The 26,684-nt window shown below is 69.3% G+C and carries 24 protein-coding genes and 1 pseudogene; 13 read left to right on the plus strand and 12 right to left on the minus strand.

Features of this window, described 5'->3' with window-relative positions; translation table 11 throughout:
- The first annotated feature begins 181 nt into the window (after positions 1-181).
- From gap to ACWEO7_RS01580, 4 genes are all read left to right on the plus strand, one after another.
- The gene (gap, locus tag ACWEO7_RS01565; RefSeq protein ID WP_040867484.1) at positions 182-1,201 is read left to right on the plus strand and encodes a type I glyceraldehyde-3-phosphate dehydrogenase; all 1,020 of its coding nucleotides are present in this window, start codon (positions 182-184) and stop codon (positions 1,199-1,201) included.
- 5 nt (positions 1,202-1,206) lie between these two features.
- Complete coding sequence (locus ACWEO7_RS01570) at positions 1,207-2,421, plus strand: phosphoglycerate kinase (protein WP_452420032.1); 1,215 nt, start codon at positions 1,207-1,209, stop codon at positions 2,419-2,421.
- A 2-nt stretch (positions 2,422-2,423) separates the two neighbouring features.
- Positions 2,424-3,209: a triose-phosphate isomerase gene (tpiA, locus tag ACWEO7_RS01575; RefSeq protein ID WP_452420033.1), complete on the plus strand. Its 786-nt coding sequence runs from the start codon at positions 2,424-2,426 to the stop codon at positions 3,207-3,209.
- 142 nt (positions 3,210-3,351) lie between these two features.
- Positions 3,352-3,996, plus strand: coding sequence for a DUF1579 family protein (locus ACWEO7_RS01580; RefSeq protein ID WP_450014981.1), 645 nt, complete (start codon positions 3,352-3,354; stop codon positions 3,994-3,996).
- Positions 3,997-4,005: 9 nt separating this feature from the next.
- On the opposite strand, the gene ACWEO7_RS01585 is transcribed toward ACWEO7_RS01580, so the two are convergent.
- Positions 4,006-4,788, minus strand: a complete 783-nt coding sequence (locus ACWEO7_RS01585; protein ID WP_452420034.1) for an META domain-containing protein — start codon at positions 4,786-4,788, stop codon at positions 4,006-4,008.
- Positions 4,789-5,035: 247 nt separating this feature from the next.
- Here ACWEO7_RS01585 and ACWEO7_RS01590 point away from each other — a divergent pair, with 247 nt between their 5' ends.
- The 3 genes from ACWEO7_RS01590 to secG are packed head-to-tail and all read left to right on the plus strand — an operon-like array spanning position 5,036 to position 7,878.
- A complete protein-coding gene (locus ACWEO7_RS01590) occupies positions 5,036-5,980 on the plus strand; it encodes an EamA family transporter (protein WP_452420035.1) in 945 nt (314 codons plus the stop codon).
- A 10-nt stretch (positions 5,981-5,990) separates the two neighbouring features.
- Positions 5,991-7,589 (plus strand): MFS transporter, encoded by a 1,599-nt coding sequence (locus ACWEO7_RS01595; RefSeq protein WP_452420036.1) that lies wholly within the window; start codon positions 5,991-5,993, stop codon positions 7,587-7,589.
- 55 nt (positions 7,590-7,644) lie between these two features.
- Positions 7,645-7,878: a preprotein translocase subunit SecG gene (gene secG, locus ACWEO7_RS01600; RefSeq protein WP_014351691.1), complete on the plus strand. Its 234-nt coding sequence runs from the start codon at positions 7,645-7,647 to the stop codon at positions 7,876-7,878.
- On the opposite strand, the pseudogene ACWEO7_RS01605 reads toward secG, so the two are convergent.
- A pseudogene (locus ACWEO7_RS01605) lies at positions 7,865-8,425 on the minus strand (YbfB/YjiJ family MFS transporter). The gene secG and the pseudogene ACWEO7_RS01605 overlap by 14 nt on opposite strands.
- A gap of 27 nt (positions 8,426-8,452) precedes the next feature.
- Positions 8,453-9,301: an SDR family NAD(P)-dependent oxidoreductase gene (locus tag ACWEO7_RS01610; protein WP_452420037.1), complete on the minus strand. Its 849-nt coding sequence runs from the start codon at positions 9,299-9,301 to the stop codon at positions 8,453-8,455.
- 96 nt (positions 9,302-9,397) lie between these two features.
- Between ACWEO7_RS01610 and ACWEO7_RS01615 the strand changes: the two genes are divergently transcribed.
- The gene (locus ACWEO7_RS01615) at positions 9,398-10,345 is read left to right on the plus strand and encodes an alpha/beta fold hydrolase (RefSeq protein WP_452420246.1); all 948 of its coding nucleotides are present in this window, start codon (positions 9,398-9,400) and stop codon (positions 10,343-10,345) included.
- Positions 10,346-10,406: 61 nt separating this feature from the next.
- Complete coding sequence (locus ACWEO7_RS01620) at positions 10,407-11,009, plus strand: DUF7691 family protein (RefSeq protein WP_452420038.1); 603 nt, start codon at positions 10,407-10,409, stop codon at positions 11,007-11,009.
- Between the two features lie 9 nt (positions 11,010-11,018).
- Here the strand turns inward: ACWEO7_RS01620 and ACWEO7_RS01625 are convergent, their stop codons facing one another.
- From ACWEO7_RS01625 to tkt, 7 genes are all read right to left on the minus strand, one after another.
- Positions 11,019-11,498: a hypothetical protein gene (locus ACWEO7_RS01625; protein WP_452420039.1), complete on the minus strand. Its 480-nt coding sequence runs from the start codon at positions 11,496-11,498 to the stop codon at positions 11,019-11,021.
- A gap of 48 nt (positions 11,499-11,546) precedes the next feature.
- Entirely contained in the window at positions 11,547-13,865 is a 2,319-nt protein-coding gene (locus tag ACWEO7_RS01630) for a transketolase C-terminal domain-containing protein (protein ID WP_452420040.1), read from the minus strand.
- A 115-nt stretch (positions 13,866-13,980) separates the two neighbouring features.
- Positions 13,981-14,736, minus strand: a complete 756-nt coding sequence (pgl, locus tag ACWEO7_RS01635) for a 6-phosphogluconolactonase (protein WP_452420041.1) — start codon at positions 14,734-14,736, stop codon at positions 13,981-13,983.
- Positions 14,729-15,637: a glucose-6-phosphate dehydrogenase assembly protein OpcA gene (gene opcA, locus ACWEO7_RS01640; RefSeq protein WP_452420248.1), complete on the minus strand. Its 909-nt coding sequence runs from the start codon at positions 15,635-15,637 to the stop codon at positions 14,729-14,731. The genes pgl and opcA overlap by 8 nt, the downstream gene beginning before the upstream one ends.
- The gene (zwf, locus tag ACWEO7_RS01645) at positions 15,634-17,208 is read right to left on the minus strand and encodes a glucose-6-phosphate dehydrogenase (protein ID WP_452420042.1); all 1,575 of its coding nucleotides are present in this window, start codon (positions 17,206-17,208) and stop codon (positions 15,634-15,636) included. The genes opcA and zwf overlap by 4 nt, the downstream gene beginning before the upstream one ends.
- Before the next feature lie 3 nt (positions 17,209-17,211).
- Complete coding sequence (tal, locus tag ACWEO7_RS01650; RefSeq protein WP_452420043.1) at positions 17,212-18,348, minus strand: transaldolase; 1,137 nt, start codon at positions 18,346-18,348, stop codon at positions 17,212-17,214.
- Between the two features lie 6 nt (positions 18,349-18,354).
- Positions 18,355-20,496 (minus strand): transketolase, encoded by a 2,142-nt coding sequence (gene tkt / locus ACWEO7_RS01655; RefSeq protein ID WP_452420044.1) that lies wholly within the window; start codon positions 20,494-20,496, stop codon positions 18,355-18,357.
- Between the two features lie 774 nt (positions 20,497-21,270).
- Here tkt and ACWEO7_RS01660 point away from each other — a divergent pair.
- Positions 21,271-22,260, plus strand: a complete 990-nt coding sequence (locus ACWEO7_RS01660) for a heme o synthase (protein WP_452420045.1) — start codon at positions 21,271-21,273, stop codon at positions 22,258-22,260.
- Here the strand turns inward: ACWEO7_RS01660 and ACWEO7_RS01665 are convergent.
- Entirely contained in the window at positions 22,253-23,668 is a 1,416-nt protein-coding gene (locus tag ACWEO7_RS01665; protein ID WP_452420046.1) for an FAD-dependent monooxygenase, read from the minus strand. The two genes, ACWEO7_RS01660 and ACWEO7_RS01665, sit on opposite strands and share 8 nt — an antisense overlap.
- 84 nt (positions 23,669-23,752) lie before the next feature.
- On the opposite strand from ACWEO7_RS01665, the gene ACWEO7_RS01670 reads away from it, so the two are divergent.
- On the plus strand, positions 23,753-24,355 hold the full coding sequence (locus ACWEO7_RS01670) for a TetR/AcrR family transcriptional regulator (RefSeq protein WP_452420047.1): 603 nt from the start codon (positions 23,753-23,755) through the stop codon (positions 24,353-24,355).
- A 42-nt stretch (positions 24,356-24,397) separates the two neighbouring features.
- Here ACWEO7_RS01670 and ACWEO7_RS01675 read toward each other — a convergent pair whose 3' ends face one another.
- On the minus strand, positions 24,398-25,363 hold the full coding sequence (locus ACWEO7_RS01675) for a quinone oxidoreductase family protein (protein WP_452420250.1): 966 nt from the start codon (positions 25,361-25,363) through the stop codon (positions 24,398-24,400).
- Between the two features lie 61 nt (positions 25,364-25,424).
- On the opposite strand from ACWEO7_RS01675, the gene ACWEO7_RS01680 reads away from it, so the two are divergent.
- Positions 25,425-25,775 carry a hypothetical protein gene (locus ACWEO7_RS01680; protein WP_452420048.1) on the plus strand — a complete coding sequence of 117 codons (351 nt, stop codon included), beginning with the start codon at positions 25,425-25,427 and terminating at the stop codon, positions 25,773-25,775.
- 3 nt (positions 25,776-25,778) lie between these two features.
- On the plus strand, positions 25,779-26,582 hold the full coding sequence (locus ACWEO7_RS01685; protein ID WP_452420049.1) for a transporter substrate-binding domain-containing protein: 804 nt from the start codon (positions 25,779-25,781) through the stop codon (positions 26,580-26,582).
- The last annotated feature ends 102 nt before the right edge of the window (positions 26,583-26,684 follow it).

Here is a 26,684-nt window from a genome sequence, read left to right on the forward strand (position 1 = left end):
CCCCGCGCCGCCCCTGGCGCGGGGATCGCGGCGTTTCCGGCGGCCGGAACTCGTCCTGGTCGGGCGTCTGACCAGGCATCCCCGCGCTCACGAAAGCCAGGTGCGTGTCGGAGAGGTCACGGCAGGACGTTAGTGTGAGTGGACATCGGAATGATCCGCTGGAAAGTTGAGGAGCGATAACGTGACTGTCCGTGTAGGCATCAACGGCTTCGGTCGTATCGGACGTAACTTCTTCCGGGCGGTGGAGGCGCAGAAGGCGCTCGGCACCACCGACATCGAGATTGTCGCGGTCAACGACCTCACCGACAACGCGACCCTCGCGACCCTGCTCAAGTACGACTCGATCCTGGGCCGTCTGCCCCAGGACGTCTCGCTCGACGGCGACGACACCATCGTGGTGGGCGACCAGCGGATCAAGGCGCTGGCCATCAAGGAGGGCCCCGCCGCGCTGCCCTGGGGTGACCTGGGCGTCGACGTGGTCGTCGAGTCCACCGGCATCTTCACCGATGCCACCAAGGCCAAGGGCCACCTGGCCGCTGGCGCCAAGAAGGTGATCATCTCCGCGCCGGCCAAGGGCGAGGACATCACCATCGTCATGGGTGTCAACGACGACAAGTACGACGGCAGCCAGAACATCATCTCCAACGCCTCGTGCACCACCAACTGCCTCGGCCCGCTGGCCAAGGTGCTCAACGACGAGTTCGGCATCGAGCACGGCCTGATGACCACCATCCACGCCTACACCCAGGACCAGAACCTGCAGGACGGCCCGCACAGCGACCTGCGCCGCGCCCGCGCCGCCGCGCTGAACATCGTGCCCACCGGCACCGGCGCCGCCAAGGCCATCGGCCTGGTGCTGCCCGAGCTGCAGGGCAAGCTGGACGGCTACGCGCTGCGCGTCCCGGTGCCGACGGGCTCGGTCACCGACCTGACCGCCACCCTGCGCAAGTCGGCCTCGATCGAGGAGATCAACGCCGCCTACAAGGCCGCCGCCGAGGGCCCGCTGAAGGGCATCCTGAAGTACAACACCGACCCGATCGTCTCCAGCGACATCGTCACCGACCCGGCCTCCTCGATCTACGACGCGCCGCTGACCAAGGTGATCGACAACCAGGTCAAGGTCGTGTCCTGGTACGACAACGAGTGGGGCTATTCCAACCGTCTCGCCGATCTCATCGGCCTCGTCGGCAAGTCGCTCTGACGCGCATGGCTGTCAAGACACTCGCGGATCTGCTCGATGAGGGTGTCGAGGGCAGGGGCGTACTGGTGCGCTCCGATCTGAACGTGCCCCTCGACGACCAGGGACAGATCACCGACCCGGGCCGCATCATCGCCTCGGCGCCGACCATCAAGGCGCTCGCCGAAGCGGGCGCCAAGGTCGTCGTGACCGCGCACCTCGGCAGGCCGAAGGGCGGACCGGACCCGAAGCTGTCGCTGGCGCCGGTGGCCGCCAGGCTCGCCGAGGAGCTGGGCCGCAACGTGCAGCTCGCCGGTGACGTGGTGGGCCAGGACGCGCTCGCGCGGTCCGAAGGCCTCACCGACGGCGACGTGCTGCTGCTGGAGAACATCCGCTTCGACCCGCGCGAGACCAGCAAGGACGACGCCGACCGGGCCGAGCTGGCCGCGGCGCTGGTCGAGTTGGTCGGCGACGACGGCGCGTTCGTCTCCGACGGGTTCGGTGTGGTCCATCGCAAGCAGGCGTCGGTGTACGACGTCGCGCAGTCACTGCCGCACTACGCGGGCAAGCTGGTCGCGGCCGAGGTCGAGGTACTGGCCAAGCTGACCGAGACCCCGGATCGGCCGTACGCGGTCGTGCTCGGCGGATCCAAGGTCTCCGACAAACTGGCAGTCATCGAAGCGCTCGCGCCGAAGGTCGACACGCTCGTGATCGGCGGCGGCATGTGCTTCACCTTCCTTGCCGCACAGGGTCTTTCGGTAGGCGCCTCGCTGTTGCAGGAAGAGATGGTCGACACCTGCAAGCGGCTGCTCGAGCAGTACGCCGACGTCATCCACCTGCCGCGCGACATCGTGGTGGCCGACAAGTTCGCCGCGGACGCGGAGTCGAAGGTGGTGCCCGCGCACGAGATCCCGGACGGCTGGCTGGGCCTGGACATCGGCCCGGATTCGGTGGACCGCTTCTCGGCGCTGCTGACCGAGGCGCGGACCGTGTTCTGGAACGGGCCGATGGGCGTGTTCGAGTTCGAGAAGTTCGCCGCGGGCACCCGCGGGGTGGCCGAGGCGATCGTGACGGCCACCGGCAAGGGCGCGTTCACCGTGGTCGGCGGCGGCGACTCGGCCGCGGCCGTGCGGGCGCTCGGCCTGCCGGAGGACGGCTTCTCGCACATCTCCACCGGCGGCGGCGCGTCGCTGGAGTACCTGGAGGGCAAAGAGCTGCCCGGTATCGCGGTGTTGGAGGGCTGAGCATGGCACGCAAACCGCTCATCGCGGGCAACTGGAAGATGAACCTCAATCACCTCGAGGCCATCGCCCTGGTGCAGAAGATCGCATTCGCCTTGCCGGAGAAGTACTTCGACAAGGTGGACGTGGCGGTGCTCCCGCCGTTCACCGCCCTCCGCAGCGTGCAGACGCTGGTCGAAGGGGACAAGCTCCTGCTCACCTACGGTGGCCAGGACGTCTCGGTGCACGAGTCGGGCGCCTACACCGGAGAGATCAGCGCGAGCATGCTCGCCAAGCTGGGGTGCGCCTTCGTCGTGGTCGGGCACTCCGAACGGCGGCAGTACCACAACGAGGACGACGCCACGGTGCTGGCCAAGGCCAAGCAGGCGCTGAAGCACGGGATCACCCCGATCGTGTGCATCGGCGAGGGCTTGAACGTCCGCGAGGCGGGCACGCACGTCGAGTACAACCTCGAGCAACTGCGCGGTTCGCTGAAAGGCCTGACGGCGGAAGGGATCTCGAAGATCGTCATCGCCTACGAGCCGGTGTGGGCGATCGGCACCGGTAAGGTCGCCACCCCCGCCGACGCGCAAGAGGTCTGCGGCGCGATCCGCGGGGAACTCGAGAAGCTCGCCTCGCCGGAGGTCGCTGCGGGCGTCCGCGTGCTCTACGGCGGGTCGGTGAACGCCAAGAACGTCGGAGAACTGGTCGCGCAGAACGACATCGACGGCGCACTGGTCGGCGGCGCTTCGCTCAAGGGGGACGAATTCGCCACCCTCTCCGCCATCGCCGCGGGCGGCCCGCTGCCCTGATACGGCGCTACACGCGACAGCCCGGTATCGCCGCTCCCGCGATACCGGGCTGCTGCGCGTTTCCCAACGGTGAACCACCGACGCGGTCCGGCCGTGCGATGATGACGCAGCTCGATTCGCCAGTCGGACAAGGACTTCCGTGATGCCAAGCAAGCTGTACGCCGCACTCCCGGTCGCGCTCGCCGCGCTGGTCGCCCTCGCTGGTTGCTCCGGGGATACCTCGCATGACGATCACGCCCACCACGACGCGGCGTCGGCCACCGCCACGGCGGTGCAGCCGCAGCAGCAGGACGCCGGGCACCGCAGGCTGAACCAGCTCGTGGGGGAATGGAAGGGCGAGAAATCCACCTACATCGCGGGCGGCACGGCGGAGAACCCGATCAGAAGCGAGATCGCCTCGCGGTGGGAATGGATCGCTGAGACCGGCGGCAACTTCCTGCGGGAGGAAGCCGAGGGAACCTTCGGCGACAAGCCGTACTATCGGCTCGGTCTGCTCGGATTCGCACCGACGGATAACCGCTACGAGTGGACGACCGTCGACAGCGTCACGCCGATGACAATGAGTTACAAGGGCGCGAAGAACAGTGGCGGCGATACCGATATCGTCATGGCCGGGGAATTCACCGACCCCGGTGTGCTCGGCCCGCAGTTCGTCGGCAAGACCATCCCTATGCGCACGGTGATCCGGCCGGAGTCGGCCGATCGGGTGGTGATGGAGATCTACTTCGCGCCGCCCGGCGAGGCGGAGCGGGTCGCCGATCGCGTTGTACTCACGCGGAAGAAGTAGCGGGTACGTTCACTGCGCGTGCAGGACCAGTCCCGCGCCGTTGTCGTTGCGCACGGTCAGCGTGTCGGCGTCCACCGTGGCGGTGGTCTTGCCGTCCAGGGCTTTCAGAACGGCCTGCTCGACCTCCATCACCTCCGGCGAGCACATCATCTTCGTGGTGGCGATCCGGAAGGTGATCCGGGTGCCGGACACCTCGGCGCTGCCGGTCATGCGGTTGCATCCGGCGTTGCCGGAGACGCCGTCGTCCTCGGCGATGACGAGCGTGGGCTGCGCCTCGTCGAGGGCGCGTGCGCGGACCTGGCTGTTGTCGGTGATGAACGCGGTGACCAGCCACTGCGTGCCCTTGACCGGTTTGTCCGGCCGGGCGATCTTCTTGTCGAGCAAAGTCACGGTGCGGTCGGGGCTGTGCAGCGTGAGCCGGGTGTCGTCGAGCCGCCAGCTGGGCTCGGAATTCAGCAGCCCGCTCAGCCACTCGTCGGCGCCTTGCCGATCGTCCTCGCAAGCCATGAGGGTGGTGGCCAGGCCGGACACATGGAGGACGTGGTCGTCGAAGGAGACCGCGCCGGTGAACTTGTTGCAGCCTGCGTCAGCGGCGATGCGGTTGTCGGTGAAGCCGAGCGTCAGCGGACCGCCCCCGGGGATCGGAGTGCCCTGGACATCGGTCGAGAGGAAGGTGCGGCCCGCCGGGGTCGGTTCGTCGGCGCCCCGCTTCGGTTCGCCACTCGAGCACCCGGTGATCGCCCAAAGGGCGAGCAGGACGACGGGTCCCAGCCGCGCCAAGTGTGCCACCATGCGGCGATGCTACCGATGATGCGCCGTCGCACCCGGATTTCGACGGTCGCGGCGTCGATGACTCGCCGCCACGCCTCGTACTAGTATCTGTGCCGTGCACCGATGCTTCCCCATCACCCCGCCGCCCGCCTCCTGAGCGAGGTGTAGGTATCCAGCGCGCCACCGATCGGTGAGCGCGCTCTTCTCGGCATCGCTGTGCACCTCGCTTCCGCGACCCATCCCTTTTGTCGCAGGAGCGCGATCTTTCATGTCCTCATCTGTGTCCTCGGCCGGCCGTTCCGGGCTGGCCTATCTCGTCGGAGCCGGAATCCTGTGGGGCACCGGCGGTTTACTCGGCACGCTGTTGCACCGGGCCACCGGCCTGTCGCCTGTCGCGGTCGCCACCTGCCGCCTCGCCGTCGGCGGGCTGCTGCTGGTGGTGCTGCTCGCGGGAACGCGGCGGCCGTGGCCGCGAGATCCCCTGGCGTGGCGGCGGATCGGTGCGGTGGCCGGACTCTCGGCGGTTTTCCAGGGCGCCTATTTCGGCGCCGTGACGGCGTCGTCGGTGAGCCTCGCCACATTGCTCACGATCGGCATGTCGCCGGTGGTCGTCGCTGTGCTCGAGCACAGCACCGGAAGGCGTGCGGTGGATCGGCGCAGGGCGGCGACCATCGGCATCGCCCTCTGCGGACTGGCTCTGCTGGTCGGCGTGCCGACCGGCCACGCGGGCGCGGGCGGGTTGCTGGCGGGTGCGGCGCTCGCCTCGACGGCCGCGGCGGCGTTCGCGACGGTCACCGTGATCAACGCGGCGCCGGTCCCGGGCCTCGACGCGATGACCACCACGGGCTTCGGATTCACCGGAGGCGCGCTGTTGCTGGCTCCGCTCGCGGCTGCCAGCGGTGTGGCGTTCGACCTGACGCCTCGCAGCGTCGCGCTGGTGCTCCTGCTGGGGCTGGCACCGACCGCAGTGGCCTACACCCTGTACTTCCGCGGGCTCGCGGCGGCCGGTCCCGGGACCGCCGCGGTGCTCGCCCTGCTCGAGCCGCTGACGGGGGCGGTGCTGGCGGCGGTCGTCCTTGGCGAACGCCTCACCACGTCGGGACTGGCGGGTGCCGCCTTGCTGATCGCCGCGGTGCTGCTCGCGGCGACCCAGGCGCGACCGGCGGCGCAGGCAGCGGATGCGGCGTCGGGGCGGTGTCTGTCCCACGACTAAGCTTCGGCGAGTGACGACCGCCGCGACGCTCCCGATTTCCACGTGGGCGCCGCTGCGTTCTCCGATCTACCGGGCGCTGTGGGTGGCGCAATTGGTGTCGAACCTGGGCACCTGGATGCAGACCGTCGGCGCGCAGTGGATCATGGTCGACCAGCCCAATGCGGCGGCGCTGGTGTCGTTCGTGCAGACCGCGATCACGCTTCCGGTGATGCTGCTGGCAATTCCGTCCGGCGTGATCGCCGACCTGATGGATCGGCGCAGGCTGCTGCTCGGCGCGCAATCCACGATGGCGGTGCTGGCCACGGTCCTCGCGGTCTCGACCGCGACCGGGCACACCACGCCGGCGGTGCTGCTCACCTTGCTGTTCCTGCTCGGTTGCGGTCAGGCGCTGACCGCACCGGCCTGGCAGGCGATCCAGCCGGAACTGGTCCCGCGCGAGCAGATCCCGGCGGCGTCGGCGCTGGGGAGCATGAACATCAATATCGGAAGGGCGGTGGGTCCGGCGCTGGCCGGTGTGCTGGTGTCGCTGTCCGGGCCGACGCTGGTGTTCGGGCTGAACGCGGTGTCGTTCGTCGGCATCGTCGCGGTGCTGACGGTGTGGCGCCGCCCCGCGACCGATCGGCGCCTGCCCACCGAGCGTCCGCTGGCGGCTTTGCAGGCGGGCACCCGGTTCATCCGCGCGGCACCCGCCATTCGCCGGGTGCTGTTGCGCTCGATCCTGTTCATCGCACCCGCCAGCGCCGTGTGGGCGCTGCTGCCGGTGATCGCGCGGGATCAACTCGGGCTGTCGTCGTCCGGGTACGGCCTCATGCTCGGCGCCCTCGGCATCGGCGCGGTGCTGGGCGCCGCGGCGCTGTCGCGTTTGCGCGCGTGGCTGACCCCCACGCAACGGTTGACCACCGCCGCGATCCTGTTCGGACTGGCGAGCGCGGGCACCGCGCTGCTACACGTCGTGCCGCTGGTACTGCTGCTGCTGGTGTTCGCGGGCCTGGCCTGGCTGCTGGCGATGTCCACTATGAACTCGACCATGCAGCTACTGCTGCCGTCCTGGGTGCGTGCCCGAGGGCTGTCGGTGTATCTGCTGGTCTTCATGGGTGGGCAGGCGATCGGCTCGCTGGTCTGGGGCGTGGTCGCAGGCGCGATCGGCTCGGTGCCCGCGCTGCTGTGGGCCGCCGGGCTGCTGGCGTTCTGCGCGGTGAGCACGGTGTGGCTGCCCATCCGCAACGATCCCGAGTTGCTCGATCTCACCCCCTCGGCGTTCTGGCCGGAACCCGAGCTGGTGGTCGAACCCGATCCCGACGACGGTCCGGTGCTGATCCTGCGCGGCTACGACGTCCCGGAGGGGTGCGTCGAGGAATTCCTCGCCGCCATGGCCTTCGTGGGGCGGTCCCGGCAGCGCACCGGAGCGATGGAATGGCGCCTGTATCGCGACGTCGGGGTGATCGACCGCTATGTCGAGGCGTTCGTCGTGCGGTCCTGGGCCGAGCACATGCACCAGCACCAGGTCCGGCTCACCGCTCAGGACCAGCTGCGGGAAGAGGCGGTCGCGAAGTTCCGCGCCGACGAAGGGGAGCAGGTCACCCATCTGGTCGCGGTCGACCCGCGCTAGCGCCCGCCGAGTGCCTGATTCGGTGCCGTCGCATCGACCGCATACACTGTCCGGCATGCGGATGTTCCTGGATATCCTCCTGATCATCACCAGCGTGCTGCTGGTGCTGCTGGTGCTGCTGCACCGCGCCAAGGGTGGAGGTCTGTCCAGCCTGTTCGGCGGCGGCGTGCAGTCGAGCCTGTCCGGGTCCACCGTCGTGGAGAAGAACCTCGACCGCGTCACCATCTTCACCGGCCTCATCTGGCTGATCGCCATCCTCGGCATCGGCCTGGAGATCAAGTTCGCCTGATCCCGGTGTTCACTGCCCCCGCTGTGAGCGCCGCCGCGCCGAGCACCACCGCGGCGATGACGAACGCGGCGGAATAGCTCGTCCCCAGCACAGGGACCACCACCACGGGGCCGAGGATCTGTCCCGCGCCGTAACCGGCCGTCAGCGGCGCCGCGGCGCTATCGGTCAACTCGGCACCGACCCGCATCGCGAGCATGACGATGCCGGCGAACGTCCCGCCGAACAGGGCCGCCGCCGTCACCGCGGCCCAGAGTGCGCCGGACACGGCCGGGAGCACCGCCGATACGCACTGAGCCCCCAACGCGACGGGCAACAGCACTGCCGGAGATCAGCGCCGGGCGGCCACGCCCCGCAGCACGGTCGAGACCGAGGCCGCCGGGCCGACGACGATCCACATCGCCGAGCCGGCCACCGGCCCGCGTTCCGCGCTCACCGCCGCCACCGCGAAGGTTCCGATCACGATGTACCCGAGGCCTTCGAGGAAGTAGGCGACGAGCAGGGCGCGTGTACGTGGCGCGCCAGGCCGGTCCCGCCACGCTCGGTGCAGCGCTTTCTCGGGGTCCTCTGATCGCGGTCAGTCGACGCGATGAATGCGCCCGTCCATGTCGGTGAATCCGTAGTACTCGGCGAGATCCGCTACGGGCCATGGCAACCCGGTGCGGGAGCGACGCCCCAGGTCGGTGGCGAGTGCGACGACGGCGCGGCCGGTGAAGCGCGGCGTCTGCGCGTCGCCGAGATCGAAGGTGCCCTCGCCGGGCAGCGTGACCAGCCGCCTGCCGTCGGTGCCGGCCGGAACCAATTGCAGCAGTTCGGTGTCCACGATGCCGGGCCAGAGCGAGACCACGGTGACCTCGGTACCGGCGAGGTTGTGCGCCATGTCGGCGGTGAGCCGGTCCACGGCGGATTTCGCGACGCCGTAGACCGCGTTGTGCATGTACCGGCGCGCGCCCGGCGACGAGATATTGACGATCAGCCCGCCCGACTCGATCAACAGCGGGGCGGCGAAAAAGCTCGCCACGTAATGCGATCGGACGCCCACGTCGAACGACTCGTCCCATGCCGCAGGCGGGACCTCCCAGAACGGCTTGCCCAGCCAGCGGGCCGCGGCGGGGGAGTTGTAGACGTTGTTCACCAGCACGTCCAGCCTGCCGTGCTCGGTGCGGATCAACTCGAACAGCCGCTCCACCGCGTCGTCGTCGCGGTGGTCGCATACGAACGGGATGCCGCTCCCGCCCGCGGCATCGATTTCCGCGGCCGTGGCGTGTACGGTGCCGGGTAGCCGTCCCTGCGCCGCCGAGCGGCCGGTGACGAACACCGTCGCGCCCGTGGCGCCCAGCTCCAGTGCGATGCCCTTGCCGATGCCGCGGCTGGCGCCGGTGACCACCGCGACCTTGCCTTCGAGCCTTTCGGGTATTCCGCTCACGAAACCGGAACATTACCGTGAAACGATAACGTGTTCTAGGCTTTGGAGGCCCGAGTGGAGCTGACGCATCGGTTCGTGACGACCGGCGGGGTCCGTATGCACGTCGCCGAGCAGGGAACAGGACAGCCGGTGGTCTTCTGTCACGGCTTCCCGCACACCTGGTACATCTGGCACCGCCAGCTGCCCGCGATCGCGGCGGCCGGGTACCGCGCCATCGCGCCGGATCTGCGCGGTTACGGACAGACCGATGTCCCGGCCGATCCGCAGGAGTACACCAATCGCGCGGTCTGCGGTGATCTGCTCGCTCTGCTCGACGACATCGGCGCCGAGCAGGCGGTGTTCGTCGGCCTGGATTTCGGCGCGGCGCTGGTGTGGGAACTGGCGTTACGCGCGCCGGAGCGGGTGCGCGGAGTCATCGTCCTGAACAACCCGTTCTCGCCACGCCCGCCGCGCGCTCCGTCGCAGCTGTGGGCCAAGGCGGCGGCCCGGCACTTCCTGCACCTGCACTACTTCCAGACTCCAGGCCCGGCGGACGAGGAACTCGGTGCGCGTCCCCGGGAGTTCCTCGCCCGCGTGTACTACGCGCTGAGCGCCGACTATCACTACCTGGACACCTGGCGTTTCCCGGCCGAGGGCACCGGTTATCTCGACGTGCTGCCGGAGGCGCCCGCGCTGCCGTGGCGTTGGCTCGGCGCCGACGAGCTGGACATGCTGGCGCGGGATTTCGAACACACTAGATTCACCGGCGGATTGAACTGGTATCGCAACTTGGATCGCAACTGGGAGCTCACCGCCGACTACGCGGACGCGAAAGTCACTGCGCCCGCCTATTTCCTGTACGGCGACCGGGATCCCGACATGGAAGGTTTCAGCGGCCGTGATCCGCTGGCGACCATGCGCAGGCACGTCGCCGACCTGCGCGCGGTGACCGAGATAGGCGGCGCGGGCCACCTCGTGCAGTTGGAGCGGACCGAACAGGTGAACGCGTTGCTCACCACTCATCTCGCCCATCTGGCCGCGCATCCGGCCGGGCTTCCGGCCTGAGCCGAAACGCGTTCGAACTCAGCGGCGTTCGGTGTCGGTGGGCGCCGCTAATGTTCGGTGAATGAGTTATAGCCTGAGCATCTACGTCGTCGAGCTGGACCGGATCAAGGGCGCCATCGGGTGCGGGGACGACAAGCTCCGGCGGATGATCGGCGGCCGGTTCAAAGCCCAGCTCACCCATGACGACGACTGGTTCGCCGAGGAGATCGCGGCCGGTGCGCCCACCCGCTACGAGGCGGTGCGCGCCGTCGTCGACGGCGGCCCGTTCGACCCGGCCTACGGTTTCCAGTACGGCTACGCCTACCAGACGATCTGCCAGTTCTACGGCCGGTTCGTGGACAACCGCTACTTCTCGGCGTTCCGTGGCCGCTGGCTGGACCACGTCGACGACGGCTTGGCCACGCTCGGCATCAAAGCGGTCAGCGTCCGCGCGTTCATGTACCACTCGCTGCCGCCGTCGCTGCCGCAGCCCGACGAGTTGCCCGGCTACGGCGAGTGGACGCCGGAGCAGTGCGCGGAAGCGCTCGTGCAGTGGGAGTCCACCACGCCACCGCAGCGCGAGGAGGTCGACCACGAGGTACTCGCCGCCATCGAGTCCTGCGTCGAGTGGATCCGGGAGGCGCAGGCCCGTCCCGGCTGGGGCATCGCCGGGTTCTTCTACTGAGCCGCGGGCCTAGCGGTATTCCCCGGCCAGTTTCGGATAGTCCGACCACCGCGGCAGCGGCTGGTAGTCCAGGTAGGCGGTGAGCCGGTCGAGCAGATACTGCCAGCGGGGACCGATCGCGCCCGCGTCGGCGGGACACACGTGGCGGCGGGTCAGTTCCACCGTGGTGACCACGCCGACCTGGGTCATCCGGACTTCGAGCAGGCAACCGTCGATGTGCACGACCAGTTCGTGCGGCGACTGACAGTGGTCGACGCGCACCGCGACCGGGCCGGGGACGGGACCGTCGAACAGCTCGATGGTCAGGTTGCCGTTGCCGCCGGAGACGGCGCCGAGCCAGCGGGCGAGCTGGCCCCGTTCGGTGGCCGCCGACCACACGTCCAGCACGGGCTTGTGGAACGACCGCAAGTAGTGCAGGAGCACCAGGTCGCCGTCGGCCGTGTGCTCGTGCTCCGGTCGTACCTCGCCGAGCATGGACATCGTGGTCATCGCGTGTCCTTTCCGCTGCTGGTCACCTTCGTCCTCACTGTATTTCCACTATTCCCCGGCCGAATCGAATTCCGGGGAATGCCGGGCCTCGGCGCGCCGTGTCCGCGTGCCGGTCGGCTCGCTCAGCAGGCGGAGGGCCGCGGCTTCGATCCGGTCCTCATCGAGTAGCACCGTCGCGGCGGCCGGACCCAGCGGCACGAAACTGTCCTCGCTGGTCACGCGGCCGAGGCGGCCGTTGAAACCGGCGTCGAGCAGCGCGGTGCACACGGCCTCCGACACGCCACCACTGCGGCGAGTCTCGTCCGCGACGAGGACCCGCCCAGTCGCGCGCGCATGGCGCAGCAGATCGTCCACCGGCAGGGGGGCGAGCCAGCGCAGGTCGAGCACGCGCGCGTCGATTCCGTGCCGGGCCAAGCGCCGAGCCGCGCGCAGGCTCATCGGCACGCCGTTGGCGAAACTCACCAGGGTCAGGTCGGGGCCTTCGCCGTAGACGCGCGCACGGCCGATTTCGGCGTGCTCGGCCGCAGACAGGTGTGCCAGCCAGCCGTCGTCGCCGGGACGGTGCAGGTCGCGGGTGTGATACAGCGCGATGGGCTCGAGATACAGGCACACTCTGCCGTCCACGCGGGCCGCCGCCACGCACGTGCGCAGCATCGCCGCGGCGTCGTCGGCCCGGGCCGGGGAGGCGAGTACGACTCCGGGGATGTCGCGTAGCGCGGCCACCGAGTTGTCGTTGTGGAAATGGCCGCCGAAACCCTTCTGATAGGCGTATCCGGCGATCCGCACCACCATCGGATTCCGGTAGCGGCCGTCGGAGAAGAACGACAGCGTGGCCGCTTCGCCGCGGATCTGATCGGCGGCGTTGTGCAGGTAGGCGAGGTACTGGATCTCCGGAATCGGCACGAACCCGGCCAGCGCCGAGCCCAGCGCGGTACCGAGGACGCTCTGCTCGTCCAGCAGGGTGTCGAACACCCGGCGCGCGCCGAAGGTCTTCTGCAAACCCTTCGTCACGCCGTACACGCCACCCTTGCGGCCGACGTCCTCGCCGAAGACGAGCACGTCGCGATCGCGTGCCAGGAGGCTTGCGAGGGTGTCGTTGATCGCCTGCGCCAAGGTCATCGGCTCGGTATGCGCGGCGCCATTGCGGCGCCGCGGCGCACCGCGGTCCGCGATCGTGTCCTCGGTCTCCCCGTGTTCGCGCTCGTTGGGTGAGAGGGGTTCGGTCCGCAGCGCGTCGGCGCGCACGAGCGCAGGGCGAGCGGGAGCGATCGGCGTGATCACGGCCGCCGCCGAGGCGAGTTTCGGTTCCGCCGAGGCGAGTTCGGCGGCCGTGGCGACCCGGTGGCCGATGTCGGCATAGCGGTCGAGCACGCCGGTGGGTGTGGCCACTCCGGACTCGATCAGCAGCCGTGCGGTGGCCACGACCGGATCGCGGGCGAGATCGGCGGCGATCTCGGCGGGGCGGCGATAGGCGGTTTCGACATCGGATCCCGCGTGACCGAGCAGTCGCACGGTCCGCAGCCGCAGGAACGCGGGCGCGCGGCGGTCCCGCACCCACCGCGCCGCCGTGTTCGCGGTGCTCAGCGCGTCGAGGGCGGCGCAGCCGTCCGCGGCGAAGTAGGCCAGGCCCTGGCGGCTGCCGTAGGCCTGCTCGATCCAATCCGGTGGCGTGGGAACGCTGATCCCGATGCCGTTGTCCTCGCAGACGAACAGGATGGGCATGGCGATTCCCTGACCGGCGGTGTGGATCGCGGCATTGATCGCCCCGGCCGCGGTGGAGTGGTTGGCCGACGCGTCACCGAAGCTGCACACCACCACCGAGTCGGCGGGCCAAGGACCGGCGACACCGAGCCGGGCCGCGCGATCGATCGCGAACGCCAGCCCAACGGCGCGCGGAAAGTGCGAGGCGATCGTCGAGGTCTGCGGGATGACGTTGGCGGCGGCGCTGCCGAACACCTTGTGCCTGCCACCGGAAATCGGGTCCGCCGCCGCGGCCACCACCCCGAGCAGAACGTCCCGGATCGGGTCGAGCCCAGGCACGCGCCGGGCCCGATGCACGAAGAACGCCCCCGATCGGTAGTGCAGCAGGGCGGGATCGGTGACCCGCAGGGCCGCCGCCACAGCGGCATTGCCCTCGTGACCGGACGATCCGATGCTGTAATAACCGCGCCGGGCGCTGCCGAGGCGGCGTGCCGCGAGATCGAGATGCCTGCTCGTCGCCTGCGCTTCGAACAGCTCGAGGCACGCCGCACCGGTGATCGCGCCGCCGGGTGCGATCGGCTGGTCCGCCGGGCGGCCGGGGCGGGCGGCCAGTGCGGCGACGGCGGTGCGGAACCGCTCGTCGAGATCCACTGTCTGCTCGGTCATCGACCGATCATCTCGTAAACTCCGCCGCTCGGCGGCGTTATCCGGCGGTGTTCTTCCGGAAAACTAGGGGTCGCGATGTGCGAATTTACGAGATGAAGGAGTTGGTAGCGAGCGCTCAGCGCAGCGCGGACGCGGCCTCCTGATCGAGCAGCCAGGTGGTGGACTCCATACCAGTCGCTCCCGCCGCGGGCACGTCCACCGGGTCCGCGCCGCTGATGGCCGCGGCGACCGCTTCGGCCTTCGAGGCGCCGCCGACCACCAACACGACATGCCTGCTGCGGCGGATCGCGGGCAGGGTCAATGTCACCCGAACCGGCGGCGGCTTGGGCGAATTCGTCACGGCGACGACGAGGTCGTGGGATTCGCGCACCGCGTCGGTATCCGGGAACAGCGAATTCACGTGGCCCTCGCCGCCCATGCCGAGCAGGTGCAGATCGAACGCGCCGTGTTCGGCGAGGTGGGCGTGCACCGTCGCGAAGTACTCGGCGGCGGCCTCCACCGGGTCGGGGTACTCGCCGTCGGAGGCGGCCACCGGATGCACCCGCGCCGGATCCACCGGTACATGGTCGAACAGCGCCTGCCTGGCTTGCAGGTCGTTGCGCTCGGGGTCGTTCGCGGGCACGAAACGCTCGTCGCCCCAGAACACCTCGACTCGGGACCAGTCGATGTCGCCGGGCGACTTGCGCACCTGTTCGAGCAGGGCGATACCGGTCCCGCCGCCGGTCACCACCACCGACGCGGAGCCGCGCTCGGCCTGGGCGGCGACGACGACGGAGACGAAGCGGGCCGCGGCGGCGGCCACCAGCGACTCGGTGTCGAGATGCACCTCGACGGTGTCGCTGGGGAACGGCGAATCGGTGTGCTCACCCATAGATCACCTTCTCGATTCCGGCCAGCGCCTCGGCGTAGATCTCGTCGGCGTCCAGCCTGCGTAGGTCTTCGGCGAGGCAGTCGCGAGTCTCCCTGCGCGCCAGGGCGATTCGCTGCACCGGTTCGCCGGTGCGGGTCAGCGTCGCGGTGCGGCCGGTCTGCGGTCGTTCGATCGCGATGGAGACGGTGGGACGATGCAGTTCCACCCTCAGCGGGCCGGTGCGCCGGTGCACCGGACAGCCCAGCCGGGCGGCCAGCCAGCCGGCCAGAATGTCCAAGGCGGGTTCGTCGCGCAGCCCGGACACCGTCACCGAATCCACCGACTCGAACGGCGGCTCGTCCATGGCCGCCGCCAGCAGGGCCCGCCAGTACGTGATCCGGCTCCAGGCCAGATCGGTGTCGCCGCTGGCATACGACTGCAGCCGCCTCTTGATCGCGGCCTGGGGATCGGCAGCGAACGTGGCGTCGGTGATGCGGCGGCCCGCCAGACGGCCCACCGAATCCTTCGACGGGAACTCCGGCGCACCGCGCGGCCACCAGGCCACCACCGGGGTATCCGGCAGCAGGAACGGGATGACGACGCTGCTCTCGTGGTTGACCAGTTCACCTTGCAGCCGCAGGACGATGACCTCGGCCGCCCCCGCGTCGCCGCCCACCCGGATCTGCGCGTCCAGCCGGGTGGCGGCCTCCCGGTCGCCGCGCGCGAGCACCACCACACGACAGGGGTGCTCGCGGCTGGCCTCGTTCGCCGCTTCGATCGCGTGCTCGGCCTCGGAGCTGTCCAACGTGCACACCACCAGCGTGAGCACGCGGCCCATGGTGATCACGCCGTAGCTCTCGCGCAGCTGCACGATGCGCTTGGTGACCTCGCTGGTCTTGGTGTCGGGCATGTCGACGATCACGGGCGCCGCCATTCCCGCCCGGTGCGGGCGATCATCTCGTCCGCGGACGACGGGCCCCAGGTGCCCGCCTCGTACGGCTCCGGCCAGCCGTCGGCCGCCCAGTGGTCGAGCACCGGATCCAGGATGCGCCAGGACAATTCGACCTCCGCGTTCACCGGGAACAGCGACGGCTCCCCGAGCAGCATGTCGAGGATCAGGCGTTCGTAGGCCTCCGGCGAGGATTCGGTGAACGCCTCGCCGTAGCTGAAGTCCATGTTGACGTCGCGCACCTCCATGCTGGAGCCCGGCACCTTCGAGCCGAACCGGGTGGTGATGCCCTCGTCCGGCTGCACCCGGATGACCAGCGCGTTCTGCCCGAGTTCCTCGGTCATGGTCTGATCGAACGGAAGGTGCGGCGCCCGCTTGAAGATCACCGCGATCTCGGTGACCCTGCGGCCGAGCCGCTTTCCGGTGCGCAGGAAGAACGGAACACCGGCCCAGCGGCGGGTGTCGATCTCCAGCCGGATCGCGGCATAGGTCTCGGTCTTCGAATTCGGGTCGAAACCTTCTTCTTGCAACAGCCCGACCACGTGCTCGCTGCCCTGCCAGCCTTCGGTGTACTGGCCGCGCGCGGTGGTCTCGTCCAGCGGTTCGATGAGCTTGGTCGCCGAGAGCACCTTGATCTTCTCGGTCTGCAATTGCTTGGGCTCGAAGCTGATCGGCTCCTCCATGGCGGTGAGGGCCAGCAGTTGCAGCAGGTGGTTCTGGATCACGTCTCGCGCGGCGCCGATGCCGTCGTAGTAGCCCGCGCGTCCGCCGAGGCCGATGTCCTCGGCCATGGTGATCTGCACGTGATCGACGAAGTTGGCGTTCCAAATCGGCTCGTACAGCTGGTTGGCGAAGCGCAGCGCGAGGAGGTTCTGCACCGTCTCCTTGCCCAGGTAGTGGTCGATGCGGAAGACCCGCTCCTCGGGGAACACGCCGTTGACCAGTGCGTTGAGTTCTTGCGCGCTCTTCAGATCGTGCCCGAACGGCTTCTCGATCACCACTCGCCGCCAGGGCTTGCGCGCCGCGTCCGGCCCGGTGGTCTGGGCCAGGCCGTGCGCGCACAGCTGGTCGAGCACGATCGGGAACATGTTGGGCGGGATGGACAGATAGAACGCGTGATTGCCGCCGGTGCCGCGCTCCTTGTCCAGCGTGGTCAAGGTGTCGGCGAGCCGGTCGAAGGCCGCGTCGTCGTCGAAGGTCCCCTGGACGAACCGGATGCCCTCCAGGAGCTGATCCCAGACCTCTTGACGGAAGGGGGTACGCGCGTGCGCCTTGACCGCTTCCAGCACCACCTGCGCGAAGTCCTCGTCCGCGTAGTCGCGGCGCGCGAAACCGACCAGGCCGAAGGCCGGGGGCAGCAGCCCCCGGTTCGCCAGGTCGTAGATCGCCGGCATCAGCTTCTTGCGAGACAGGTCACCGGTGACGCCGAAGATGACCATGCTGCACGGCCCGGCGATGCGCGGAAGCCGTTTGTCCCGTTTGTCCCGCAGCGGGTTCTGCCATTCGACCGCGTCCGGCCGATCCGCGGGTGCTGCCCCGGCCATCGATCAGCCGTTCCCGGTCGACGCCGACTTCAGCTCGTCGGCGGTGGCGGAAAGCAGCTCCTCCCAGGACTTCTCGAACTTGTCCACGCCCTCGCGCTCGAGCACCTCGAACACGTCGTCGAGGTCGACGCCGACGGCGGTGAGTCGATCGAAGACGTCCTTGGCCTCTGCCGCCTTGCCGCTGACCGTGTCGCCGGAGACCACGCCGTGGTCGGCGAACGCCTGGAGCGTCTTCTCCGGCAGCGTGTTCACCGTGTTGGGGGCGACCAGTTCGGTGACGTACATCGTGTCGGGGTACTCCGGGTTCTTCACGCCGGTCGACGCCCACAGCGGACGCTGCCGATTCGCGCCCGAGGAGGCCAGGTTCAGGAACGTGGAGGTGTGCTTGCCACCGTCGAACACATCCTGGTACTCGGCGTAGGCGAGGCGGGCATTGGCGATACCCGCCTTGCCGCGCAGCGCGAGCGCCTCCTCGGTGCCGAGCGCCTCCAGTCGCTTGTCGATCTCGGTGTCCACGCGGGAGACGAAGAACGAGGCGACGGAGTGGATCCTGGCGGGGTCGTGACCGGCGATCTTGGCCTTCTTCACGCCTTCCAGGTAGGCGCCCATCACCGCGCGGTAGCGCTGCACCGAGAAGATCAGCGTGACGTTCACGCTGATGCCCTCGCCGATCACGGCCGCGATGGCGGGCAGGCCCTCCTCGGTGGCCGGGATCTTGATGAACAGATTGGGCCGGTCGACGATCTTCCACAGTTCGACCGCCTGCGCGACGGTCCGGTCGGTGTCGAACGCCAGGCGGGGGTCTACCTCGATGGAGACCCGGCCGTCCACGCCACCGGTCGCCTCGAAGACCGGAGCGAACACGTCGCAGGCCGCGCGGACGTCATCGGTGGTGATGGTGCGGATCGCGGCGTCGGCGTCGGCACCTTGCGCGGCAAGCTCTTTCAGCTGGCCGTCGTAGGCGTGGCCCTGGCTGAGCGCAGCCTGGAAGATCGTCGGGTTGGTGGTGACCCCGACGACGGACCGGGTCTCGATCAGCTCGAGCAGGTTGCCGGACTGGATCCGGTCCCTGGACAGATCGTCGAGCCATATGGACACTCCCGCCGCCGAGAGGGCGGCGAGATTCTCGTTCTGAGCCATGAGCGCTTATCCCTTCACGTTCTCGAGCGTGCGCTGCGCGGCGGCAACGACGGCTTCCGGAGTGAAGCCGAATTCGCGGAACAGGGTCTTGTAGTCGGCGGAGGCGCCGAAGTGCTCGATCGACACGATCTCGCCCGCGTCACCGGCGAACCGGTGCCACGGCATCGCGATACCGGCTTCGACGACCACGCGCGCGGCGATCGCGGGCGGAAGCACTTCGTCCCGGTAAGCCTTGTCCTGCGCGTCGAACCACTCCACGCACGGCATCGACACCACGCGGGTGGCGATGCCCTGCTCCTCCAGCGTAATGCGGGCGGCGACCGCGAGCTGGAGCTCCGAACCGGTGGCGATCAGGATCACTTGCGGTGCGCCCGTGGACGCCTCGGCCAGGATGTAGCCGCCCTTCTTCACGCCTTCGTAGCTGGTGCCTTCGAGAATCGGCAGGTCCTGGCGGGTCAGCGCCAGCCCGGACGGGCCGTCCTGGTGCGGCGGCTCGGACACCGAGAAGTGCGAGCTGTGCTCGCTGCTGTCGCGCTCCAGGATGGTGCGCCAGGCGTAGGTGGTCTCGTTGGCGTCACCCGGACGGACCACGTTGAGGCCCGGGATGGCGCGCAGCGCGGCGAGGTGCTCGATCGGCTGGTGTGTGGGGCCGTCCTCACCGAGACCGATGGAGTCGTGGGTCCAGACGTAGATCGCGGGCACGCGCATCAGCGCGGCCAGGCGGACCGCCGGGCGCATGTAGTCGCTGAACACCAGGAAGGTGCCGCCGTACGGACGGGTCGGGCCGTGCAGGGCGATGCCGTTGAGGATCGCGCCCATCGCGTGCTCGCGCACACCGAAGTGCAGGGTGCGGCCGTACGGATCGGCCTTCCACATGCCGGTGGAGATCGACTCCGGCCCGAAGCTGCGCTGGTCGGGCATGGTGGTGTTGTTGGACTCGGCCAGGTCGGCCGAACCGCCCCACAGCTCCGGCAGCACCGGCGCCAGCGCGGCGAGCACCTTGCCGGACGCCTTGCGGGTGGCCATACCCTTCGGATCCGGTTCGTAGCTGGGCAGATTCGCGGTCCAGTTCTCCGGCAGGCGCCGCGCGAAGAGGCGGTCGAACAGCGCCTTGTTCTCCGGGTTGGCCGCGGCCCACGCGTCGAACGACTGCTGCCACTGCTCGTGCGCCTTCCGGCCGCGCTCGATGGCCTTGCGGGTGTGCTCGATGACGGCCGGGTCCACGTCGAAGCTCTTGTCCGGGTCGAAGCCGAGGATCTTCTTGGTGGCGGCCACCTCGTCGGCGCCCAGCGCCGCGCCGTGGGCGGTGCCGGTGTTCATCTTGCTGGGGGCGGGGTAGCCGATGATGGTGCGCAGCACGATGATCGAGGGCTTGCCGGTCTCGGCCTTGGCGGCTTCCAGCGCGGCCTCGATGGCGACGACGTCCTCGCCGCCCTCGACCACCTGCACGTGCCAGCCGTAGGCCTCGTAGCGCTTGGCGACGTCCTCGGTGAACGCGATGGTCGTGTCGTCCTCGATGGAGATCTTGTTGTCGTCGTAGATCACCACGAGGTTGCCCAGCTGCTGGGTGCCCGCGAGCGACGACGCCTCGGAGCTGACGCCCTCCTCGAGGTCACCGTCGGAGGCGATGACGTAGATGAAGTGGTCGAACGGGCTCGTGCCCGGCGCGGCGGCGGGATCGAACAGGCCGCGCTCACGACGCGCCGCCATCGCCATGCCGACCGACGAGGCCAGGCCCTGGCCGAGCGGGCCGGTGGTGATCTCGACGCCGTCGGTGTGCCGGAATTCGGGGTGGCCCGGGGTGAGCGAGCCCCACTTGCGCAGGTTCTCGAGGTCGTCGAGTTCCAGGCCGTAACCCGCCAGGTACAGCTGGATGTATTGGGTCAGGCTGGAGTGACCGGCCGACAGCACGAACCGGTCCCGGCCGACCCAGCTCGGATCGCGCGGGTCGATGCGCATGGTCCGCTGGTACAGCGTGTACGCCAGCGGCGCCAGGCTCATCGCGGTACCGGGGTGGCCGTTTCCGGCGTTCTGCACCGCCTCGGCGGCCAGGACCCGGATGGTGTCGACAGCCTTGGTGTCCAGATCCGTCCAGTCGTCCGGGTGGTTCGGCTGAGTGAGGGCGCGGATGTCGTCTGTGATCGACACGACCGAGGTTCTCCTGACATTGGTTCGTCGACGGCGGGTGGGTTTCTGTGGCGATGATCGCGCGGCAGCACGGCGTGCTAATCGGGTATACCCACTTACCCTAGTTGTGCCCGGTGACCGGCACACCATTAACCCTGCGTTGGTTTCGCGGCGCCCGTTGCGCTGCGCGTTCGCAGGTGGTTTCGCACAGGCCACGACTGCGACGGCGGCGTGTTGGCGGCCTTGCACCAGGGGTGCCGGAACGGGTGGGCCGGGTGACTTCGGCGCTCGCGTCGCGCGCATGCCGGACGCGAGACGGGCCGGGAACGCCCTCGTAGGGCGCGTGTTCGGTGGGATGGGAAGTATTGAGCAAGCGACTGCTTTGTGGCACGCGCCGGTGCGGTGGCGAAAGTTGCCGCACCACGCGGTGCGAGGCATGCGGTGGGTTCGCCGGGTTCGGTGGGGTCGATGAATTTTTTTCCGCGGCGCGGAATCCACGCCGCGCGTCCGCGCGAGTCGAGGACGTGGACAGGGGAGGGCAAGCGGCTCCGAACCGGGTGGGGCGGACGAGCCGAACAAGCCGTCGCCCCCGTCACATTCCGGTCCTCTAGCGCGGGGGCGACGGGAGGGGCGAGCGCGGCGGGGGTCTACCATCCTTTGTAGTAGTAGTCGCGCCGCACCGGTCGGAAGGGGCGACGGGGCGGACGGAAGTCCGGCGCGGGCGCACCCGTACCACCGGGACGAGTGCACTGCTGGTCGATGCCGGATGCGATGCACAGCGTGCGAGGAGAGACAGTGCGGATTGGGCAACAGCCGGGTGGCGATGGTGCGCACGGCTCCTCCGCGACGGCGCTGGCCGACCGGTTCACGGGTCCCGGCCTACCGTCCCGGCTGATTCGACGGGTACTGGCCTACATCGCGCTGACCAAGCCCAGGGTCATCGAGCTGTTGCTCGTCGCCACGATTCCGACCATGCTGCTGGCCGACCGCGGCACCGTCGACATCCGCCTGATCCTCGCGACCCTGTTCGGCGGCTGGATGGGCGCGGCGAGCGCGAACACGCTCAACTGCGTCGCGGACGCCGACATCGACAAGGTCATGAAGCGCACCGCCAAGCGGCCGCTGGCCAGGGACGCGGTGCCGACCCGCAACGCGTTCGTGTTCGGCGTCGTGCTCGGGGTCGGCTCGTTCGCCTGGCTGTGGTGGCAGGCCAACCTGCTCAGCGGCGTGCTCGTCGTCGCCACGATCCTGTTCTACGTCTTCGTCTACACGCTGGGCCTCAAGCGCCGCACCTCGCAGAACGTGGTGTGGGGCGGCGCGGCGGGCTGCATGCCCGCGCTGGTGGGCTGGTCGGCGGTGACCGGCGGCATCGGCTGGCCCGCCATCGCGCTGTTCGGCGTCATCTTCTTCTGGACGCCGCCGCACACTTGGGCGCTGGCCATGCGCTACAAGGAGGACTACCGCGCGGCGGGCGTGCCGATGCTGCCGGTGGTGGCCACCGAGAAGACCGTCACCAAGCAGATCGTCGTCTACACCTGGCTGACCGTGCTCACCACGCTCGCCCTGGTGCCCGCCACCGGCGTGATCTACGCAGCCGTGGCGCTGGTGGCCGGAGCGTGGTTCCTGCTGATGGCGCACCAGTTGTACGCGGGCGTGCGGCGCGGCGAGTCGGTGAAGCCGCTGCGGCTGTTCCTCCAGTCGAACAACTACCTGGCCGTGGTGTTCTGCGGCCTCGCGGTGGACTCGGTGCTCGGCTGGGACACCGTCGGCAGCTTCTTCAGCTGAGCGCGCCGACGTAGCCGTCCGGGCGGACGAACACCCGGGTGCCCTCGGCCGCGGCGTAGGCCGCGTGGGCATGCCCGTCGACATCCACCACGTGCGGCCCGTCCACCTGCTCACCGGGACGCACCACCGCGTACGCGTGCGGCCCGGCTTCCGCTTGGGCGCCGAATGACAGCATCGTCGCGTGGGGCCCGCGGAACAGATCGAACAACCGGACGGGCCGTCCGTGCTCGTCTTTCACCGGCGCGTCCGGCGCCCGGTCGCCGACGGCGAACCAGCCGCGCTCGGCCGGGTCTCGATAGCTGATGTCCAGTTGCTGGGTCTCCGCTCCGCGCTCCATCGCGTCCTCGTCGCCGTCGACCAGTTTGTCCAGCAGTTCGGAGCTGAGCCCGAGCACCTTGGCGGCCACCGTTCTGCGCTCGGCCTCGTAGCTGTCCAGGAGCGTGTCGTCCCCGGCGAGCGCGGCGGCCAGCTTCCAGCCGAGGTTGTAGGCGTCCTGGATGCCGGTGTTCATGCCTTGGCCGCCGGTGGGCGGATGCGCGTGCGCGGCGTCGCCGGCCAGGAACACCCGGCCGTCGCGGAAGCGCTGCGCGAGGCGGATGTTCGGACGCCATACGGTCACCCAGGTCAGGTCGGTGAGGGTGACGTCGTCGCGTCCGCAATAGCGGTCCACGTATTCCTGGAGCAGCTCGAGGCTCGGCTCCGCGTCGCCGGTCAACGGGGCGGCGAATTGGAACTGACGCCCACCGGGCAGCGGGGACAACGCGATGCCCCGCATGGGCTCGTCGGCGGCGGCGAACCAGTAGCCGAACTCATGGTCGAGCGCGTCGGCGCGCACGTCGCCGAGCAGCATGCGCAGCGACTCGTCGGTGCTGCCCTCGAACGGGATGCCGAGTGTCTTGCGCACGGTGCTCTTGCCGCCGTCCGCGCCGATCAGGTAGGCGGCGCGCACGGTCTCCGGCGTGCCGTCGTGTTCCAGCGTCACGATGACACCGTCGTCGTCCTGTGTGAAGCCGGTCAGCGCGGTGCCCAGCTCCACGTGCACCCCGAACTCGGCGAGCCGCTCGCGCAGGATGGCCTCGGTGCGGGACTGGCCGAGCACCCACAGGTTCGGGTAGGGGACGGCGGGCGTCGGCTCGACCGGTTCGCTCATTCGGCGTTCGGTGACGAACTCGCCGCCCAGATGTACGCGCATCACCGGTGTCGGCATTCCCGTCGCCAGCACCGCGTCCAATACCCCCAGGTCATCGAACACTTCCAGGGTGCGCGGCTGGATGCCGTCGCCGCGCGAGCCCGCGAAGAACGTGGCCGCCTTGTCGACGATCCGGACCGGGATGTCCCGGCGAGCGAGATCGAGGGCGAGGGTGAGGCCGGTGGGTCCGGCGCCCGCGACGAGAACGACCTGTGCCATGACGTACTCCTGATGAATTGATATTCACTGAATGCATATTCAGTGTCATGCTTGGTACGTTGCCTTGTCAAGGAGGTGAGGTGGGTGTCGCTGAGTCGCAAGGAGAAGTCGGCCGAAACCGAGCAGGTGTTGAAGGCCGCCGCGCTGCGGTTGTTCGCCGAGCGCGGCTACCTGAACACCAAGATCACCGACATCACGACGGCCGCGGGACGGGCGGCCGGGTCGTTCTACAACCACTTCGCGAGCAAGGAAGAATTGCTCCAGGCGCTGCTGAGCGATCTGGCCGCGGCGGGGGACGAGCGCGCGGAAGGACCCGATCACAACCCGGATTTCAGCGACCCGGAGGCGGTGCGTTACCACGTCGCCGGGAATTGGACCTTCGCGCGGGAGCACGGGCCCGTGCTGCGCGCGGTGAATCAGGCGGCCCTGGTCAACGAGAAATTCGCGCAGATGGTCGCACGGTTCGGCAGACAACAGCGCGCGGACATCGCCGACCATGTCGAAGGATTCGCCGACCGGGGCCTGCGGCTGCCGAGCACGCCCGACGCCAGCCTGGCGATGATGTTCATGCTCACCCAGAGCCTGCTGGCCGCGGTGGAGGAGGGGAGCGTCGAGCTGACCGACGAACAGGCCGTGGAGGGCCTGACCCGTTTCATCTATCGCGGTCTCACCGGCCGCGACTACTGAGCGGGCGGTGGACGGCCCCTCGGACCGCCCACCGCTCGTGGCTCACGGAAGAAGGACGATGGAACCGGTGGTCTTGCGGCCTTCCAGGTCGCGGTGTGCCCGCTCGGCGTCGGCGAGCGGGTAGGTCGCGCCGATCCGGATGTTCAGCGTGCCTCGCGCGATGGCGTCGAAGACGTCACCCGCGCGCCAAGTGAGTTCGGCGCGGTCCCGGATGTAGTGCGCCAACGTGGGACGGGTGACGAAGAGCGAACCGGCCCCGCCCAGCCGTTGCAGGTCGAACGGCGGCACCGGACCGCTCGCGCCCCCGAAGAGGGCGAGCGTGCCCCGCACGCGCAGCGCGGCCAGGCTCGACTCGAAGGTCGCCGCGCCGACGCCGTCGTAGGCCGCCGCCACGCCGACGCCGTCGGTGAGCTCGCGCACCCGATCTGCCAGTCCGTCGCCGTAACGCAGCACCTCATCGGCTCCCGCCGCGCGCGACAGCGTCTCCTTCTCGTCGGAGGACACCGTCGTGATCACCCGGACGCCGCGCGCGTTGAGGAGCTGGGTCAGGATCAGCCCGACACCGCCCGCGCCCGCGTGCACGAGCACCGCCTCCCCTGGCTCGGGCCGGTAGATGGACTCGATGAGATAGTGCGCCGTCATGCCCTGCAACAGCGCCGACGCGGCTACGGGCGGATCGACGCCGTCCGGTACCCGGATGGCGACGGCGGCGGGCACCGCGACCTTCGGGGCGTAGCTGCCCGGGGCGGCGGCCCAGGCCACCCGGTCGCCGACCGCGAACGCCGTGACATCCGAGCCGACCTCGGCGACGACGCCGGTGCCCTCCGCGCCGGGAATGTAGGGGACGTCCTGCGGATAGCGCCCGGTACGGATGTAGGTATCGATGAAGTTGACGCCGATCGCCTGGGTGTCGACCAGGAGCTGGTCCGGGCCGATCCGCGGATCGGGCACCTCCACGTACTTCAGGACCTCGGGACCACCGTGTTCGGAAACCTGAATGGCGTGCATGAGATCCAGTTCTACACCCGAGCGGCGGGCACGCTGCCTACCGGTCGGTAAACTGCGTCCCATGAGTTCTGAAACCGCCACGGCGCCGCAGAAGCTGTCGGGCGCCCTCGTCGAGTCCGTCAAGGGGTTCGTCGCCGATCACGGACCTACCGCCACGGCAGTGCTCCAGCGGATCGGTCGCGCTGGTGTGCGGGTCACGCTGGTCGGTTCCGACGGTGTACTCGGTGACCGCGTGGTCCCGGACCTGGAGACGGCCAAGGAACTGGTCGCCACGATCGACGGTCTCACCGAGGCCGACGAATGGGATCGAGAGCTCACCTCGATCGTCACCCCGCGCAAGGGCCACTGGGCCAAGATGGCGGGCTGGGTCGCCAAGCAGGCCCGTTTCCCCAAGGCGCGCAACGAGAAGTGATCGTTGCGTAGCCGAGTGACGCTGCCCGGCCGGATCGGCGCGGCGCTCATCGCCGCGTGCGCGCTTCTCGTCGCGGCAGCGATTCCGGCGGCCGCGCAGCCGCCGGATACTCCGAACGCGCTGCGCGCCTGCACGCCCGGCGACTATCCGCCGTACTCGATCAGGGACGCTGCCGGCGACCACCGCGGTGTGGACGTCGATCTCGCGCGGGGTTTCGCCGCGCTGCTCGGCCGTCCGGTCGAATTCGTGCCCGTGACCTGGGCGACGCTGAAGACGGACTTCGCCGAGCGGAACTGCGATATCGCGGTCGGTGGCATCTCCGACCTGCCGTCGCGGCGCGCGTTCGCGGACTTCTCGATCACCTACGGGACCGATGGCAAGGCCCCGATCACCCATCGCGCGAACGGCACGGCGTACTCGACCATCGCGGAGATCAACCGTCCCGGCGTCCGGGTGATCGCCAATCGCGGTGGCACGAACGAAGAATTCGCGCGCAAGAACTTCCCCGACGCGCAGCTCACCTTGTGGCCGGACAATCTGACGATCTTCGGCGAGGTCGAGCAGGGCCGCGCCGACGTGTTCGTCACCGATTCGGTCGAAGGCCGCTACCGCGTCCGTCAGCATCCGGACCTGCAAGTGCTGCATCCCGAAGCGCCGTTCGACTCGTTCGGGAAAGTGCTGCTGGTGCGCAAGAACGATCCGGTGCTGGCGGCCTTGCTGGATGCCTACTTGACCACCCAGCTCGCGACCGGCACGGTGGACCGGTTGTTCGACCAGTGGATCGGACCGGGCGCTACCGTCCGCTGAGTGACATACCACCATCGGCCCGGACGCCTGGAGTCTCATCAAGGTGATGACCGGCCCCGTGGTCACCGGGCTCGGTACACAGTGCCGACCGTCAGGCGGCTG

This window comes from Nocardia sp. NPDC004260 (genome assembly GCF_053603155.1).

Excerpts from the sequence above, each read along its gene's own strand:
- ACWEO7_RS01570 (WP_452420032.1), top strand. The coding sequence starts at position 1,207 with ATGGCTGTCAAGACACTCGCGGATCTGCTCGATGAGGGTGTCGAGGGC.
- tpiA (WP_452420033.1), top strand. The coding sequence starts at position 2,424 with ATGGCACGCAAACCGCTCATCGCGGGCAACTGGAAGATGAACCTCAAT.
- ACWEO7_RS01580 (WP_450014981.1), top strand. The coding sequence starts at position 3,352 with ATGCCAAGCAAGCTGTACGCCGCACTCCCGGTCGCGCTCGCCGCGCTG.
- ACWEO7_RS01585 (WP_452420034.1), bottom strand. The coding sequence starts at position 4,788 with ATGGTGGCACACTTGGCGCGGCTGGGACCCGTCGTCCTGCTCGCCCTT.
- ACWEO7_RS01590 (WP_452420035.1), top strand. The coding sequence starts at position 5,036 with ATGTCCTCATCTGTGTCCTCGGCCGGCCGTTCCGGGCTGGCCTATCTC.
- secG (WP_014351691.1), top strand. The coding sequence starts at position 7,645 with ATGCGGATGTTCCTGGATATCCTCCTGATCATCACCAGCGTGCTGCTG.
- ACWEO7_RS01615 (WP_452420246.1), top strand. The coding sequence starts at position 9,398 with ATGCACGTCGCCGAGCAGGGAACAGGACAGCCGGTGGTCTTCTGTCAC.
- ACWEO7_RS01620 (WP_452420038.1), top strand. The coding sequence starts at position 10,407 with ATGAGTTATAGCCTGAGCATCTACGTCGTCGAGCTGGACCGGATCAAG.
- ACWEO7_RS01625 (WP_452420039.1), bottom strand. The coding sequence starts at position 11,498 with ATGACCACGATGTCCATGCTCGGCGAGGTACGACCGGAGCACGAGCAC.
- ACWEO7_RS01630 (WP_452420040.1), bottom strand. The coding sequence starts at position 13,865 with ATGACCGAGCAGACAGTGGATCTCGACGAGCGGTTCCGCACCGCCGTC.
- pgl (WP_452420041.1), bottom strand. The coding sequence starts at position 14,736 with ATGGGTGAGCACACCGATTCGCCGTTCCCCAGCGACACCGTCGAGGTG.
- zwf (WP_452420042.1), bottom strand. The coding sequence starts at position 17,208 with ATGGCCGGGGCAGCACCCGCGGATCGGCCGGACGCGGTCGAATGGCAG.
- tal (WP_452420043.1), bottom strand. The coding sequence starts at position 18,348 with ATGGCTCAGAACGAGAATCTCGCCGCCCTCTCGGCGGCGGGAGTGTCC.
- ACWEO7_RS01665 (WP_452420046.1), bottom strand. The coding sequence starts at position 23,668 with ATGGCACAGGTCGTTCTCGTCGCGGGCGCCGGACCCACCGGCCTCACC.
- ACWEO7_RS01675 (WP_452420250.1), bottom strand. The coding sequence starts at position 25,363 with ATGCACGCCATTCAGGTTTCCGAACACGGTGGTCCCGAGGTCCTGAAG.
- ACWEO7_RS01680 (WP_452420048.1), top strand. The coding sequence starts at position 25,425 with ATGAGTTCTGAAACCGCCACGGCGCCGCAGAAGCTGTCGGGCGCCCTC.